Raw genomic sequence first — 16,565 nt, forward strand, 5'->3', positions numbered from 1 at the left:
CACGAGACTTTTCTTTAGCGGTGAGGCGACGCTTACAGGCCGCCGTGAGTCAGTTTGGCCGGGTCCAGTAACTTCTCCAGTTCCTGACGGGACAGATCGGTTTGCTCCTCCGCCACGTCGATGACCGGGCGTCCCTCTTTGTAAGCCTGTTTGGCGATTTCCGCCGCCTTCAGGTAACCGATGATTGGATTCAGCGCGGTGACCAGAATCGGGTTGCGGGACAGCGCTTCCTGCAGCTTGGCTTCGTTGACTTTGAAAGTGGCGATGGCTTTATCCGCCAGCAGACGACTGGCGTTCGCCAGCAGTTCAACACTTTGCAGCAGGTTGCGAGCGATCAAAGGCAGCATCACGTTCAACTCAAAATTACCAGACTGTCCGCCAATGGTGATGGCCGCGTCGTTGCCAATAACTTGCGCCGCCACCATGGCTGCGGCTTCTGGAATGACCGGATTCACCTTACCAGGCATGATGGAGGACCCGGGCTGCAGCGCTTCCAGCTCGATCTCGCCAAGTCCCGCCAGCGGACCTGAGTTCATCCAGCGCAGGTCGTTGGCGATTTTCATGAGGGCGACGGCGACCGTCTTCAGCTGACCGGACAGGGAGACGGCGATGTCCTGCGAACCGATATGGGAGAAAAAATTCGCCGCCGGTTTGAAGTTCAGACCTGTCATCTCACTGAGCTGGCGATTGAATTCCGCAGCGAAATCAGGATGCGCATTGATGCCGGTTCCTACCGCTGTGCCGCCCTGCGCCAGGGTTTGCAATGCAGGTTGCGCCGCCGCCAGTGCGTTGATGCTCTGCTCTATTTGCGCGCCCCAGGCCAGCAGGCTCTGACTCAGGCGCACCGGCATGGCGTCCATCAGGTGGGTGCGGCCAGTCTTGATGTAACCGTCGGTTTGCGCGGCTTTGTCCTGAATGGTCTTTAACAGGTGACGCAGCGCCGGCAGCAACTGCTTGTCTAACTCCAGCGCCGCACTGATGTGAATGCTGCTGGGAATGATGTCGTTGCTGCTTTGTCCGTAATTGATGTGGTCGTTGGGGCTGACTTTTTCATCCAGAATACGGCTGGCCAGATTCGCCAAGACTTCATTGGCGTTCATATTGGTGCTGGTGCCGGAGCCGGTCTGGAAGACGTCGACCGGAAAGTGGGCCATCATGTCGTCGGCGGCCAGAAGCTGCTGCGCCGCTTCGCAAATAGCGTCGCCCATTTTGGCGGGAATCAGCTCCAGTTTGACGTTGGCGCGCGCGGCGGCGGACTTGGCCAGAAGCAGCGCGCGAATAAAGGCGTCCGGCAGACGCTCGCCGCTGATTGGAAAGTTATTTACGGCCCGCTGGGTTTGCGCGGCGTACAGGGCGTTTTCCGGGACCTGCAGTTCGCCCATGCTGTCTTTTTCGATACGGGTTTTCACACTGTCTCTCCTGAGTGTTTCAGCCGGTCAGGCTGGCTTGAAAGAAATGGCTGGTGGTTCTGAGTTCATAGAGCAACCGGTTCAATTGGCGACGGCGGGATTCGCCATCGGCGATGCGGCTGAGCGCCGCCAGGGGACGATAGATCTGGTCCATGCACAGCGTACGCCAATGGGCGGGAATCAGGTCGTCCGCGAGGGTGTCCAACAAGAGCTGGAACTCCGCGACGTACAACCGCCAGCGACTGGCGGCGCAGGCGGGCGCCAGAGCTTCCTCCATCGACAGCCATAAAGACATCAACTGAGGGTTGTCCGCTTCCGTGGCGTAGCGGATCTTGCGGCGTAGTTCGCGGATCGCCGGCTCTTGCGTGTCGAAGCCGTGAAGGGGTCCTGTCATGGATCGGATGCTAAGTTTATTAATTGATAATGATTATCATTTAACTCTGAGCTGAAGCGGACTGTCAAGCAGGGACGTCCATTAAGTCCCGGGTTTCAAACCCGCCACTAAGCGAGCGGCTTTCAACATCTGCTCCTGAATCCGCTTATACAGGCTCAATCGCTGCAGCGCCTGATTCATCGTAGTTAACTTGATGGTTTTCTCCAACGCTTCATCCAATAATCTCTGCTTGGCCTCTCGATATGAGAGCTCCGCCTGAGCGGCGCTGTCAGCGCCCTCCTGCACCGCTTCCGTCGCGATGGGAGGATGGCAATACAGGCTCAGCCAATCGTTCATCTGCGCTGTCAGAGAGCGATCCAGAGAAGGTTCCTGCTCCACCTCATCCAGCGTCTCCAAGAGATTATAGGCGTATTGAATCACTTGCAGGCATTGCGGCAACTGTTGCGTCAGCGGCAGGCGCAGCGGCTGATGCAGAATATGAGTGATGTGCTGGTTCAGTTCATCCAGCAACTCCTTCAGCTCGCGACGCGTTTCCAGCGTGCGGATGTCGCCAGGATTGAGCAGCGAGTTTTGGATGTGGGCGGACAGCAGGCCCTGAAAACGTTCGAGTTCCATGACGACAGCATGAAAGGCGACGTCCGGTACGACAGTGGCGCTCTTATCCAGATGTTGCAGAGAGAGCACTTTGCCGCCTTTCTGAAAGCGGGTTTTCAACCAGGCGGTCATGGACGTTCCCAGCGGCCACATCAGGGCGACGCCCAGCAGATTGAAAAGGGTATGGAAAGCCGCCAGCAAAACGGCGGGGTTATTCAGGTCCTGACGCATGTCGCTGAGCGCCCCCAGTAACCAGAGAAACAGCGGTAGCAGAGCCAGCGCCGCCGCCCCGGTGATGAGGTTGAACAACACATGCGCCAGAGATAACCGTTTAGCGTTGGCGGTGGCGCCGAAAGAAGCCAGAATCGCGGTGGAGGTGGTGCCGATATTCGCCCCGATTACCGCCGCCGCTCCCGCTTCCAGAGGCAGCATCTTGCCTGCGATGGCGGTAAGGATAATAGCGATGGCGGCGCTGGAGGATTGCATCAGCACGGTCAATATCGCACCGATAACGACCATCCATAGCAAAGAGAGGTTGTCTCCAAAGTTGAGGTTATCCGTAAAATTGGCCCCCACCCCTTCAAATGCGGACTTCATGGCGTCGATGCCCAGAAAGAGCAGACCGAAACCGGCGATGGCGGTTCCAGCGGCTTTCAGACGTGGGCTGCGACCGCCGAGATGAATGAAGGCGCCGATGCCGATTAACGGCAGCGCGTAAGCGTCGATTTTGATGCTGAAGCCCAGCAGGGCGACCAGCCAGGCTGTGAGCGTAGTGCCGACATTGCTGCCGAAGATCACCCAGGCGGCGTGTTCAAACAGTAAAAGCCCCGCATTGACGAAGCCCAGCGTCGCCACTGTGACGGCGCTGGAGGATTGCACCAGCGCCGTAATCGCCACACCACTGGCCAGCGCCCGTGAGCGGGTTGATGTCCAGCGGCTGAGCATGACCTCCAACGCGGGACCGGCGGCGAGTTTGAGGCCGTCCGTCAACAAGGTCATACCTAACAGAAACAGGCCGACGCCACCCAAAAAATGTGCGAGCATTCCTTCATTCTCCCTTACTGCATTGTTTTAAAAATATATCGTCTTAAAGTTCAGTCGCAGGATGTTAGGCTGTTGATCCAATCCTGCACCAAGGCGCCGCCTTCCGTATCGATCAAATTACTCGCCAGCGGCGGCATCCTGTATTCTCCGGAATGAGTCATGCGCAGATAGATCAGTGACATAGAGGCGTCCCCCGGGGTGATTAACTTCGCATTATCGACGCCAATGTCTCCATTCAATGGCTCCTGGCCGCAGGCTTGGGTTGAAGACAACGCTGTGGTGAAGCGCAAATCCATCGCGCTCTGCGACGTACCGCCGGGTTGATGACAGTTGGCGCAGTTACTATGCAGATAAGCGCGGGCGCGACGCGCCAGGGTGGCGTTGTCATTGCTGCTTGCGGGAAGCGCGTTGGACAGATGCGCGTCGCTCAGCGGCGCTGAGAAGACATTGATATGCGTCAGCGTTTGCAGTTGGTTGGCGCGTATGCGGCTTTGTGGATAAATAAGCTCCCGGTTCAACTGCATTGTCTCCAGGCCCAGGCTGAAATCCGCCGCGCTCGTGTGGCATTGCGCGCATTCACCTGAACCAGGAAAGCGCCAGGTTTGTCCGCTGTAATCCACGTCCTTCCCTTCCGCAACCAGCACTGCGTCTGTTTTCGTCTCATTCCACTGATAACTGTAGCCGCGCCAGTCACCTTCCGCCTGTTTCATGAATAGGCGGGTTTCGATGATGGCGCCGTTGAGGTAGAAGTGTTTGACCAGCACGGAGCCATCGGGAAACAGGAAGTCTCCCGCGGCGTTGACGTCAATATAGGTATCATTGGGCAGCGCGAAAAAACGTTGTTTGTCTGCGCCGTCGGACCAGAAAGGCTCTATGACAGTGTAGGGAATCAGTCCAGAGGCTGGCTGCGTGGGATTATCGGGATTGACGCAGCCGGTTTGCGAAAGTAACTCCGGGACCGAGTCTGAGTCGGTATCCGAGATATCTGGGTCGATACGGAAGAGCCCGGAAAAGGTGACTACGTAGAGTTCGCCATCTGGACCCTCTGCGAAAGAAGCGACGTTGCGGCCGCTTTCCAGCAGGGTCTCCCGGTCATAGTCGCCGCTGCCGTTGGCTCTCAATCCCCAAAGGGTTCCCGAGCCGAAATCAGAAAACACGTACACTCCCCTGAGACCAGGAATGGCGTCGCCGCGATAGACATAACCCCCTGTGATGGATATGCCCTCGGAATGGTCGTATTCGGCCACTGGCGCTATATAGGGACCAGTGCTTGTGCAGCTGTTACCGGTGCGGTGCATGCCTTCATAGCAGCGCCAACCGTAGTTACCGCCAGAGGTGATGATATCCACTTCTTCATACTGACCTTGCCCGACATCGCCTAACCATAAGTCGCCGGTTTCGCTGTCAAAACTCCAACGCCAGGGATTACGCAAACCATAGGCATAGATTTCCGGTAGCGCGCCGGGGACGCTATTGCCGGAGGCGGGAGAACCATCGTCGTTCAGGCGCAACATGGAGCCCAGTAGTGTGGAGATGGTTTGGCCATTATTGTCAGGATCGTCGCCGGAACCGCCGTCGCCCAAACCGTAATACAGCAGATTATCCGGTCCGAAGGCGATGTGCCCGCCGTTATGGTTGGAATAGGGCTGGCTGACTTCAATGAGGTTGTCCCGCAATAGATCGCCGCCGCTATCGGAGCGAAGAGTCTGGCCGTTGTCCGAGCTTTCAAAGCGCGCCACGTAAGAAGTCATGTCGGATGCGTTTTCCGTGAAGGAAAAATAGATATAGCCGTTCTCGATGAAGTTCGGGTGAAACGCCATCCCCAGTAATCCACACTCGCCGCAGGTGCTGAGACTGTAGTGCTCGGAGAGGTCAATAAGCGTGGTGCGGGTGTTGTCGCTGAGGTCGACACGGTAAACCCGACCCCGCTGCTGCACGACGTAGAAGATATCGCTCAGGCTGGGATGGGGCAGCATCAGAATCGGGCTGGAGAAGTCCAGTTCCGATGCGATAGGCGTAAGTTTAATGGCGTTGGAGCCGCTACTATCAAACGCCAGACAGGTCGAGTTATCCGGTCGCTCTGATATGCCGACGGGCGTATTTTCGCCTTGATCCGATCCTTCTCCAGATCCACATCCCGATGTAACCAGAACTAAAGCAGAGACAAACAGAACACGCAGCATCATGCATTCCTCCTCCGGCGCTATGACTAAGCGTAACCCATAGCATGGGAGGAATCAGTATGGAATTTGGCCGATTACGATGGGGATCGGTAGGTATGATATATGGCTATCTGGATTCTGCGTATGCTCTGGAAGGCCCTTCGACAGGCTCAGGGCGAACGGGGATTATGTGAGGAATGGATAGGTTGGGATGTAGACATGGTCGGCGTGAGGGGATTGAACGCGCCGGGCTTCCGGGTCCGACCCCGCTGGTGTTTTCTTGAATAACAGAGGATGTAAATGATTGGGTGGGATGTGGATATGGTCGGCGTGAGAGGATTCGAACCTCCGACCCCTTCGTCCCGAACGAAGTGCGCTACCAGGCTGCGCTACACGCCGTAAACCGTGCCGCATAAAATAGATAAAGCTGAGGCCAAAATCAAGCCTCGTTTAGTTTCCTCAGAGGCCTTCTTTTAGACTTGCGATGGCATGCTTGGCGAAGTCCGCCAAGTCGGTAAAAACGGGGACGCCGTCCAACTCTGCGGGAGCTAATTTCGCCAGGGTGCGCTCACCTTTGCCGGTCTTCACCAGCACGGGCTGGCAACCTGCGGCGCGGGCGGCTCCGATATCGCCGACGTTGTCGCCGACAAACCAGGCGTCAGCGGCGGACAGGCCGGTTTCTTCCTCAATTCTACGCACCAGACCGGGTTTGGGTTTGCGGCAATCGCATTGATCGTCCGGCACATGAGGACAGATAGCGATGGCGGCGATAGCGCCGCCATGCTTTGCTACCAGATCGAGCAATTTAGCGTGCATCCTGCCCAGCTCGGCTTCATCGAAATAGCCGCGTCCCAGACCGCTCTGGTTGGTGGCGACGGCGACGGTGAAGCCGGCGGCGGATAAGGCCGCGATGGCTTCAATACTGCCGGGAATCGGACGCCATTCCTGCTCCGATTTAATGTAGTCGTCGGAGTCTTCATTGATGACGCCGTCCCGGTCCAGAATCAGCAGTTTGTTGATGCTCACCCGCTCTTTCCTGTCTCGTTTACGCTTTGTTTTGCAGTAAGGAGATGTCCGCCACCTGCAGGAACACGTGACGCAGGCTGGCCAGCAGCGTCATCCGGTTGCTGCGGATAGCCGGATCATCCACCATCACCATGACTTTATCGAAGAACAGGTCGATGACGTCCTTCAATTCCGCCAATTGCTGCAGCGCCTGGGTGAAGTTGCGTTGTTCGATATACGGACGCGCAGACTCGGATTTCTCCTGCAAGGCGCGGAAAAGGTTCTTCTCCGCTTCCTCGGTGAACAATTCTGGATTCGCCGACTCTGCGGAGATGTCCACCTGCTCTTTGCTGAGGATATTGGAAACCCGCTTGTTCGCCGCCGCCAATGCCTGCGCCGCGTCGAGCTTCAGGAACTCCGCCACCGCCAGTACGCGTTGATCGAACTCCACCGGTTTGGTGGGACGACGGGCCAACACACTCAGGAATACTTCGGTGGGCACGCCCGCTTCTTCGTACCAGGCGCGGAAGCGATCCAACATGTAATCGACGACGGCGGTTTCCAGGTTTTCCGCCGGCAGATCGCCGTGCAGTTCCTGCGCCCATTGAACGCACTCGGCGAGATCCAGATCCAGCTTTTTCTCCACCAGAATCCGCAGTACGCCCAAGGCGGCGCGACGCAGACCGAACGGATCTTTGGCCCCGGTGGGCGGTTGATTGATGCCGAAAATACCGACGATGGTGTCCAGTTTATCCGCCAGAGAGACCGCGCAGCCGGTTAAAGTTGTTGGCAATTGATCGCCGGCGAAACGCGGCAGGTACTGTTCTTCCTGAGCCATAGACACTTCTTCCGGCTCACTGTCGATAGCGGCGTAATAACGGCCCATGGTTCCCTGCAGTTCGGGGAATTCCATGACCATTTCCGTAGCCAGATCGGTCTTGCTGAGCTCGCCCGCGCGCTGCGCCCATTCCGGGTTGCTGTCGATCTTCGCCGCGATTTTCGCCGCCAGTTTGCCGACGCGAATGGCCTTGTCATAAACGGTTCCCAACTGCTGTTGGAAAACGATGGGCTTCAGGTCTTCCAGTCGACTCGCCAGGGTGCGTTTCTTATCAGTGGAGAAGAAAAACGCCGCATCGCTGAGACGGGGACGGATGACTCGTTCGTTACCGTCGATGACCTGCTGAGGGTCTTTGCTTTCAATATTGGCCACGGTGATGAAGTAAGGCAGCATGCGGCCTTCCGCATCCACCACGTGGAAGTATTTCTGGTTGCCTTTCATGGTGGAGATTAACGCCTCCGCCGGGACTTCCAGGAAGCGGTCTTCAAAGCGTCCCATTAACGCAGTCGGCCACTCGTTCAAGCTGGCGACTTCTTCCAACAATTCCTCGTCGATGACGGCCATGCCGGAAGTTTGCTTGGCGATGGCTTCCACTTGCTGTCTGATCAGCGCTTTACGCTCTTCAAAGTCCGCCATGACATAGCCGGTGTTTTTCAACGCGTCTTTGTAATTGGCGGGCGTGGCGATCTCGATAGGCGCAGGGTGGTGGAAACGGTGGCCCAACGTGGTATTGCCCGCTTTCAGACCCAGAATTTCGCAGTCGATGACTTTTTCACCAAACAGCATGATGATCCAATGCACGGGACGCACGAACTCCGTGCGACGCGCGCCCCAACGCATGCGCTTGGGAATCGGCAGCGCCGCCAGAGACTCTTCAACAATGGCCGGCAACAGGCCGGTGGTTGGCGCGCCGGCCTGCTTGCTGCGAAACACCAGCCACACGCCTTTGTCGGTTTCCAGCTTCTCCAGTTTGTCCGGCGTGGTTCCGCAGGAGCGGGCGAAACCTTCACAGGCTTTGGTGGGCGCGCCGGCGGCGTCGAAAGCCGCTTGCAGAGCCGGTCCGCGTTTTTCCACTTCCAGATCCGGTTGCTTTTCCGCGAGTCCGGAAACATGCACCGCCAGACGTCTGGGGGCGGCGTACCATGTCAGCTCAGAGAAGGACAGTTGCGCTTTCTCCAGGCGTTGACGGATGCCTTGGGCGAAGGCTTCCGCCAACTGACGCAAGGCTTTCGGCGGTAGTTCTTCTGCGCCGATTTCTACTAAAAAATCCTGGTGGTTCATTGACTTACTTCTCCCCTTCGCTGGCTAGCACTTCGTCACGGATAGAGGCTTCGGCCAATGGGAAGCCCAATTGTTTGCGGCGGTCAAAGTAGGCTTGAGCCACATCTTTGGCGAGACCGCGCACGCGCAGGATAAAACGCTGTCTCTCGGTGACTGAGATCGCGTGCCGTGCGTCCAGCAGGTTAAATGTATGCGACGCCTTCAACACCATTTCATAAGCGGGCAGCGGCAGGCCTTTCTCGATCAGGCGTTTGCTCTCGCGCTCGTAGGTGTCGAAGTGGCGGAACAGCTCGGTGGTGTCCGCTTCTTCAAAGTTGTAAGTGGACATCTCCACTTCGTTTTGGTGAAACACATCGCCGTAAGTGACCGGACCTTGCGGGCCGTGGGTCCAAATCAGGTCGTATACGCTGTCCACGCCCTGTAGATACATGGCGATCCGCTCCAGACCGTAGGTGATTTCGCCGGTCACGGGGTAACATTCCAGTCCGCCCACCTGTTGGAAGTAGGTGAACTGAGTCACTTCCATACCGTTCAGCCAGACTTCCCAACCCAGTCCCCAGGCGCCCAGCGTCGGGGACTCCCAGTTATCCTCTACGAAGCGGATATCGTGAACCAGGGGATCAATGCCCATTTCACGCAGAGAGCCCAGATAAAGTTCCTGAATATTGTCGGGAGAAGGCTTCAGCACCACCTGATATTGATAGTAGTGCTGCAGACGGTTGGGGTTTTCGCCATAGCGGCCGTCAGTGGGACGGCGGCTGGGCTGCACATAGGCGGCGTTCCAGGTTTCCGGACCGATAGCGCGTAAAAACGTGGCCGGGTGAAAGGTGCCTGCCCCTACCTCCATGTCCAGCGGCTGCAAAATGACGCAGCCCTGACGAGCCCAATAGTCTTGGAGAGTTCGGATTAATCCCTGAAAGGTTTTTACATCTGGCTTGTTTGTATCAGTCACGGTTTACACCACTTGCTGTGCATGTTTGGTTCTTTAGCCGCAGGCGCTTACTTGTCAGGACGTCGCCGGCCTGTAGAATAAAGCGGCAAATTATACTACGTGTGCGCGCCGATTGCAGATAGCCATAGGATATAGCTGCGAAATTACGCGAAAATTGCTGTTTCTGCGGAAAAAAGACGCTATCTGACGCCAGTTTAAGGTGGCGCACGCCTCGAATTCACAGGTATCTCTTGAACAAATCCAAATTCATCGCCACGCTGATCATCTTTTTGATTCGCCTGGTTTCCAAACTGTCTCTGCGCTGGGCGCAGCGATTAGGCGGTTGGCTGGGCTCCTTGACCTGGCGCTGCAACGCTGGCCCGGCTCGGGTGACGCGCACCAATCTGCAACGCTGCTTTCCAGAAAAAAGCGAAGCTGAAATCAATGCCTTGGGCGCCGCCAGTATGCGCGAAACCGGCAAAGTGGCGTTTGAAACCGGCGCGGTGTGGGAATGGCCCGCTGAGAAGACGCTGTCTTTGATCAAATCCATTGATGGCGAGCACCTCATCAAAGAAGCGGAAGAAGCCGGCAAAGGGTTGATTCTGCTGGCGCCGCATTTGGGCAACTGGGAAGTGGCGGGCTTGTTTTTCGCCGCGCGTTACTCCATGGCGGCACTCTATCAACCGCCCAAAATCGAAGAGCTGGATGATTACATGCGGGCCGTACGCGAACGTAACGGCTCTGAACTGGTTCCCGCCAACAAGCGCGGCGTCATGCGCTTGTTCCATATTTTGCGGGATCAGGGCGTGATCGGCATTCTGCCGGATCAGGAGCCGGAGCTTAGCGGCGGCGTCTTCGCGCCTTTTTTCGGTATTCCCGCCAATACCATCAAACTGGTGTCCAAGCTGATAGAACGCACCGGCGCCAAGGTGCTTTGCGTTTACGCCAAGCGTTTACCGGAAGGAGAAGGCTTTGTGATGACGGTGCGACCGGTGGCTGCGGATATCTATTCCGAAGATCTGGACGTTTCCGCCGCCGCCTTGAACGCCACGGTGGAGGCCTGCGTGCGGGAGACGCCCGAGCAATATCAGTGGGAGTACAAGCGCTTCAAACGGCGTCCGGATGGCGAACGCCATTTCTACGACTGAATGTCTCGGCAGGCCGGAAGCCCTTAAAAGCGGTTGCCAGTTCGCAGTGGCGAGCGCTGGGACAGGTCGCTCTCCCGCAGTACTTTTTCATCGATCGAGCCGGAACGGCTGATATTTTTCAGAGAGTTGGCCAGAGACAGGTTGAAGTAAATCACGTCAGCGAGTTCATCGCCGTTGTCTGGATTTTTCTCCATGGTGAACAGACCGTGCGTTTGCTCCACAACTCCTGTCTGGATTAGTTTGTTCTGGCCGTTTAAGCGACCAAGATTGAGCACGGGCAAACCTTCACTCAGGTTGTACGAAGTAAAAGCCGGGCGGTTGAAGTAGCCGTTTTCGAAGGCGGGCACGTAGCTGTCGACGGAGTCGTCCGGATTAGGGTCTGGCGTTTCTTCTCCTGTCATCAATACTGGCGCATAGCCAACGCCTACTTCCTTGAAGGTCTGGAAATACAGCCAACGGGCGTTTTCCGTGACGGCGCAGTGAGCGCCTGGGCAGGCGGTTGCAGCTATGTCCAGGTTCATCAGATAGGCGCTGGCGTTGCTCACGTCTTGATAGTTTGCATAGATGCGGGAGGCGCCGGTCAGGTAATCGCCGCTGATCGGATTGATGATTTCCCGCGACTCCCCAGTCACTTTATCCACTAAATACAAACGCGAGCCACCCAGAGCGATAACCAGATAATCCGTCGTTTGCGCCAAGCGTCCAGTAATCGCGCCCTCGCTACTGAAATCATGCAAAGTCTCATTGGCTCCGCCGTCCAGAGAGATTCTGCGCACCAGCGTTCCATCAATCAGGTAGACGTTGTCTCCGTCTACGACCGTTTTGGTGGGGTCCATGACATTGGCGTCAATGGTTGTCAGCGCTGACAACGCCATGCCTGTATCCAATAACTCTGCGCCGCTGTTGGCGAATACCTGGCTGTCCGTGGTCAAGAGCATATCCAGTTCGCCAGTGGTGAAGGCATAGATGAAGTCGGCGTCCGCCAGGCCATCAATACTCCGCGTCAGAGCGCCTTGAGCGTCCAATATTTCCAGAGAAGTCGCCGTTGGCCGCAGGTAACCCGCCAACGCCCAGTTGGGTTTCCAGAACGGCGTCAGGTTGAGATCGTTAGATGTGCCATTGCCTGGTGCGTCAGTGACTGCCGCGTTGAGGGGTATTTTGAAATAGGCGTCATCCCCATTGGCGCATGTAGCGTCCGCGCCTGGCGTACGCACGGTGATTTTAGTCTTGCCGTAGCCCAAGCCTTCCGGAAGAACAGCGGCGGCGCAAACGGTCGAAGCTAGCGTGCTGACCTGGGTAAGGGAGGACTGATCAGGTCGTCCCAGAAATAGCTTCCCGGATTCGATCATCAACATATAGCCTGCGCTGGCGCGGCTTTTCCCCAGGGGAATCACCGGCGCAAGCGTGGAGGTCGGCTGGCTTGGGCTTTGCCGGTACACGCTGCCGGCGGTGATGTCATAGCGAAACGCGAAGTTCTTCTCCGTGTCTTCGCCAGGGTTTTGCAGTCCCGAGAAAAACAGGTTTTTGGTGACGGGAAAGGGTTCCTGAGGCTCTTCCACGATGACATCCGGCGGTTCCACCACTACCGGCGGACTGGAGTCGTCTTTCTTTTCGTCATCCTCCAGTCCCAACTGCTCACAGCCCCCCAACGCCAGAGAACTTAAGCACAAAGACAACAGAATATTGCGCTGGAGTTTATCCATACTTGCCTCGCATGCCGCCACGATTTTTATTGGTTTGTTTACGCGCATTTACCTACAAATACATAAATTTACAGTAATTTTCGCCGCGAAAATTTGAACCAGCCCTGGTTCTTGCGAGTTGCCCATAGCCCTGGGAGCCTGCTGGTTAGACAATATGAGGCCCTTTGCTATATTTTGTGATGCGATCCGCATTCAGGATTTGGAAGCGGCCGGCGATCCCGGACGTTGTTGCTTAAGTAGTTGGAAGAAGTAGAGAGGTAAGGCATCCATGAATATGCCTTGGCGAAGGAATGTATCCCCCCTTCCCGCGACAGGCGCGCTCAACCTGTTGCAACTCCCCGGCCAGCGAACCCTCGCCTATGGCGAGTGGGGCGACCCTGCCGGAGTTCCGGTTTTTTACGCTCACGGCGCCCCAGGCTCGCGTCTGGAAGGCGCGTTTTTCCATGATGCGGCGCAAGCCGCCGGGATTCGTTGGATTGTCATTGATCGACCAGGAATGGGCGCTTCCTCCCTGGCGAACAACTACACCCTGTTGGATTATCCCAGAGACGTCAGCGCTGTCGCCGACGCGCTGGGGATTGACCAGTTCGCAGTGTCGGGGTGGTCCAGCGGCGGCGCTTATGCGTTGACTTGCGCCTTCGAAATTCCCAAGCGCATCGCCTTTGTCGCGGTAATGGCCAGCTACACCAATTTTGGCGAAATGAGCGTCGCGAAAGATCTGTTATGGCGTAATGAACAGCGCGGCCCGAAGATTGCTGAAGTCAGTACGGGATTGTTTCGCACTCTGTTGTCTCTGCTGAGACTCACAGAGCGCTACAGCCCCAAGCTGTATCTGAAATTTATTGAAAGCTCGAGCACGGAGCAGGATCTGGCGCTGCTGCGCGACGCAGGCGTACTCGAACGCTTCATGAACAACCAGCGCGAGGCCTTCAATCAGGGAGTGCAAGGCGTTATGCTGGATTTGCTGGCGCAGTATCGGCATTGGGGGTTTTCGTTGTCAGAGATCCACCTGCCGACCCATATCTATCAGGGGGTGAAAGACCGTTTCGTCCCTTGGCGTTTCGCACAGCATCTGGCGGATAACCTGCCGTTGGCGGATTTGCGCATGATCACGGACGCCGGCCATATGTTTCCGTTGGAGGCGGACTTTCAGCGTGAACTGATGTCCGCCATCCGGCGTTATCTAGCGCCGTCTGAGACTAGCGACGCCAGAAAGCAGGCGTAAACAGTATCAGCAGCGTGAACACTTCAAGACGGCCCAGCAGCATGGCGAAGCACAGTATCCATTTGGCGGGCTCGTTCAGCTCGCCGTAATGCAGCGCCACGCCGCCCAGGCCCGGACCCAGATTATTGATGCAGGCGCCCACGGCGGACCAGGCGGTAACCTGATCCAGCCCGGTGGCGAGCAGGCCCATCAACATAAACACGAACATGAACATATAAACGGAGAAGAAGCCCCACACGGCCTCCAGCACCCGGTCAGGCACCGGTTTTCGCCCCAGCTTCACCTGAATCACGGCATTGGGATGCACGATACGCTTCACCTCGCGCATGCCTTGCTTAAAGATCAACAGCACTCGGATAACTTTCATGCCGCCGCCAGTGGAGCCGGCGCAGCCGCCGATGAAAGCGACAACGAACAACAGGAATGGCAGCAGGTGCGGCCAATGGGCGAAGTCCGCGGTGGCGAAGCCTGTTGTGGTGGCGATGCTGACGACTTCAAATACGCCTCGAATAATGGCGGTAAAGGGGTCGTAAGTGCCGGTGCCGATTAATACGCCGACGGTAATGACTGAAACAGTTATCAGGATCAGTGAATAAAAAACAAACTCGGGATCTTTCAGGTACACCAGCACGGAGCGGCGGCGCCAGGCGAAAAAGTGCATGGCGAAGTTGATCCCGGCCAGGAACATGAAAATGATGCAGATGAACTCAATCAGCGGGCTGTTGAAGTAGCCAATGGAGGCGTCATGAGTGGAGAAGCCGCCGATCGCAATAGTGGCGAAGCTGTGTCCGATAGCGTCGAACGCATCCATGCCCGCCCACCAATACAGCAGTGCGCACAGCGCAGTGAGTGAGACATAGATATACCAAAGCGCTTTTGCGGTTTCGGTGATTCTGGGCGTGAGCTTGTTGTCCTTGACCGGACCCGGCGCTTCCGCCCGATATAACTGCATGCCGCCGATACCCAGCATCGGCAGAATCGCCACCGCCAGCACGATAATTCCCATACCGCCCAGCCATTGCAATTGCTGGCGATACCAGAGGATGGACTTGGGCAAAACGTCGATGCCGGTCATCACCGTGGCGCCGGTGGTGGTCAGCCCGGAGACGGACTCGAAGATGGCGTCAACCAGACTCAGGTGGGGATGCTCGCTCAGATAAAGAGGAACCGCCCCACTCAGACTCAGCACCACCCAAAACAGCACCGTGACCACAAAGCCGTCGCGTATGCGTAGCTCACTGGTTTGGCGAAATACAGGCAGCCACACCATGAGACCCGTCAGAAAAATACCGCACATGGCGGTAAGGAAAGGCTGCATATGGCCGTCTTCGTAGATCAGCGACACCACGATGGGAGGGATCATGGTGGTGCTGAACAACATCAGCAGGACGCCCAGAATTTTAGCTATCGCCGAATAATGCATTGATTTGTCGTACGCTTATTTTTGGTAAATGCGTTAAAAGAATGCGAGTCCCACCTGGAACAGGCGCTCAACTTCGGCGATTCTGCGTTTATCCACCACGAACAGAATGACGTGATCATCCGGTTGAATACGCAGGTGGTCGTGAGCGATCAATACCTCGCCCCGTCTTACGATGGCGCCGATGGTTGAGCCCGCCGGCAGTGAAATTTCATCCAATCGTTTGCCGACCACTTTGGAGGAGCGATGGTCGCCGTGGGCGATCGCCTCAATGGTTTCCGCCGCGCCACGTCGAAGTGAGTGTGCGCTCACTACGTCGCCTCTCCTTACATGTGTAAGCAAGCTGCCGATAGTGGTTTGCTGTGGTGAAATAGCGACATCAATTTCGCCGCCCTGAATCAGGTCGACGTAATCCGGGTTGTTGATCAGGGTCATCACCTTGCGCACACCGAGTCGCTTGGCCAGCATGGAGGCCATGATGTTGGCTTCGTCATCGTTGGTGACGGCGCAGAAAACGTCAGTGTCTTCGATGTTTTCTTCCAGCAACAGTTCTTTGTAGGCCGCGTTGCCATGCAAAACGATCGTCTTGTTCAGCTCTTCGGAGAGCTGGATGCAGCGATTTTGGTTATGTTCGATCAGTTTAACCTGATAGCGTCCTTCCAGGGTTTCCGCCAGTCGCGCTCCAATGTTGCCGCCGCCCGCGATCATGATGCGACGATAAGGCTTTTCCAGAGGCTGCAGCTCGCTCATGACCTTGCGGATGTTATCCCGGGCGGCGATGAAGAATACTTCGTCGTCTTCTTCAATGACTGTGTCGCCTTGAGGGATAATCGCCCTGTCCTTGCGGTAAATAGCCGCGACGCGGGTATCAATATGCGGCAAATGCTGACGCAGGTAGGCGAGTTCGTGGCCGATCAACGGGCCGCCTTTGGTGGCCTTGATGCCGACCAAACGCACCAGCCCCTTGGAGAAATCCAGCACCTGCAAGGCGCCGGGGTTTTCAATCAGGCGGGTGATGTGCTCGGTAACTACCTGTTCAGGGCTGATAATCACGTCAATGGGAAAAGCTTCGGTATTGAACAGGCCTTTCTTGGTGAGGTAAGCGGAGGTGCGCACCCGGCTGATTTTGGTGGGGGTCTTGAACAGCGTAAAGGCGACCTGACAGGCCACCATATTGACTTCATCGCTGTTGGTGACGGCGATTAGCATATCCGCGTCGTCCGCCCCCGCCTGTTTCAGAATGTTGGGATAGGAAGCCTGTCCCTGCACGGTGCGGATATCCAGCCGGTCCTGCAATGAGCGCAGGCGCTGGGGATTGGAGTCCACCACAGTGATGTCATTCGCCTCGCTGGCCAGGTTTTCCGCGAGGGTTCCCCCAACTTGGCCGGCGCCAAGAATTATGATTTTCATG

Annotated in this window: 12 protein-coding genes and 1 tRNA gene; 2 read left to right on the forward strand and 11 right to left on the reverse strand. The window is 56.6% G+C overall.

Translation table 11 applies throughout. The features are described from left to right. Positions 1-32: 32 nt before the first annotated feature. The 8 genes from HCH_RS00065 to glyQ all read right to left on the reverse strand — a co-directional run bounded on the left by HCH_RS00065 (position 33) and on the right by glyQ (position 9,679). Positions 33-1,382: a class II fumarate hydratase gene (locus HCH_RS00065; RefSeq protein WP_193359415.1), complete on the reverse strand. Its 1,350-nt coding sequence runs from the start codon at positions 1,380-1,382 to the stop codon at positions 33-35. Between the two features lie 46 nt (positions 1,383-1,428). Next, complete coding sequence (locus HCH_RS00070; RefSeq protein ID WP_011394017.1) at positions 1,429-1,803, reverse strand: hypothetical protein; 375 nt, start codon at positions 1,801-1,803, stop codon at positions 1,429-1,431. An 81-nt stretch (positions 1,804-1,884) separates the two neighbouring features. After that, positions 1,885-3,441: a Na/Pi cotransporter family protein gene (locus HCH_RS00075; RefSeq protein ID WP_011394018.1), complete on the reverse strand. Its 1,557-nt coding sequence runs from the start codon at positions 3,439-3,441 to the stop codon at positions 1,885-1,887. Between the two features lie 50 nt (positions 3,442-3,491). Next, entirely contained in the window at positions 3,492-5,627 is a 2,136-nt protein-coding gene (locus HCH_RS00080; protein WP_011394019.1) for an SO2930 family diheme c-type cytochrome, read from the reverse strand. Positions 5,628-5,925: 298 nt separating this feature from the next. Continuing rightward, positions 5,926-6,002: transfer RNA gene (locus tag HCH_RS00085), tRNA-Pro, on the reverse strand. Positions 6,003-6,062: 60 nt separating this feature from the next. Beyond that, the gene (gene gmhB / locus HCH_RS00090) at positions 6,063-6,629 is read right to left on the reverse strand and encodes a D-glycero-beta-D-manno-heptose 1,7-bisphosphate 7-phosphatase (RefSeq protein ID WP_011394020.1); all 567 of its coding nucleotides are present in this window, start codon (positions 6,627-6,629) and stop codon (positions 6,063-6,065) included. Between the two features lie 19 nt (positions 6,630-6,648). Next, positions 6,649-8,727: a glycine--tRNA ligase subunit beta gene (glyS, locus tag HCH_RS00095; RefSeq protein WP_011394021.1), complete on the reverse strand. Its 2,079-nt coding sequence runs from the start codon at positions 8,725-8,727 to the stop codon at positions 6,649-6,651. A gap of 4 nt (positions 8,728-8,731) precedes the next feature. Beyond that, complete coding sequence (glyQ, locus tag HCH_RS00100; RefSeq protein WP_011394022.1) at positions 8,732-9,679, reverse strand: glycine--tRNA ligase subunit alpha; 948 nt, start codon at positions 9,677-9,679, stop codon at positions 8,732-8,734. A 230-nt stretch (positions 9,680-9,909) separates the two neighbouring features. On the opposite strand from glyQ, the gene HCH_RS00105 reads away from it, so the two are divergent. Continuing rightward, entirely contained in the window at positions 9,910-10,806 is an 897-nt protein-coding gene (locus HCH_RS00105) for a lysophospholipid acyltransferase family protein (protein ID WP_011394023.1), read from the forward strand. 23 nt (positions 10,807-10,829) lie between these two features. Here the strand turns inward: HCH_RS00105 and HCH_RS00110 are convergent, their stop codons facing one another. Next, positions 10,830-12,509, reverse strand: a complete 1,680-nt coding sequence (locus HCH_RS00110; protein WP_011394024.1) for a hypothetical protein — start codon at positions 12,507-12,509, stop codon at positions 10,830-10,832. A gap of 268 nt (positions 12,510-12,777) precedes the next feature. Here HCH_RS00110 and HCH_RS00115 point away from each other — a divergent pair, with 268 nt between their 5' ends. Continuing rightward, positions 12,778-13,734 carry an alpha/beta fold hydrolase gene (locus HCH_RS00115; protein WP_011394025.1) on the forward strand — a complete coding sequence of 319 codons (957 nt, stop codon included), beginning with the start codon at positions 12,778-12,780 and terminating at the stop codon, positions 13,732-13,734. On the opposite strand, the gene HCH_RS00120 is transcribed toward HCH_RS00115, so the two are convergent. Beyond that, the gene (locus tag HCH_RS00120) at positions 13,709-15,157 is read right to left on the reverse strand and encodes a TrkH family potassium uptake protein (protein WP_011394026.1); all 1,449 of its coding nucleotides are present in this window, start codon (positions 15,155-15,157) and stop codon (positions 13,709-13,711) included. The two genes, HCH_RS00115 and HCH_RS00120, sit on opposite strands and share 26 nt — an antisense overlap. A 33-nt stretch (positions 15,158-15,190) precedes the next feature. Then, positions 15,191-16,564, reverse strand: a complete 1,374-nt coding sequence (gene trkA / locus HCH_RS00125; protein WP_011394027.1) for a Trk system potassium transporter TrkA — start codon at positions 16,562-16,564, stop codon at positions 15,191-15,193. Position 16,565: the final 1 nt, after the last annotated feature.

Origin of the sequence: Hahella chejuensis KCTC 2396, assembly GCF_000012985.1 — a bacterium.
Classification (GTDB): Bacteria; Pseudomonadota; Gammaproteobacteria; order Pseudomonadales; family Oleiphilaceae; genus Hahella; species Hahella chejuensis.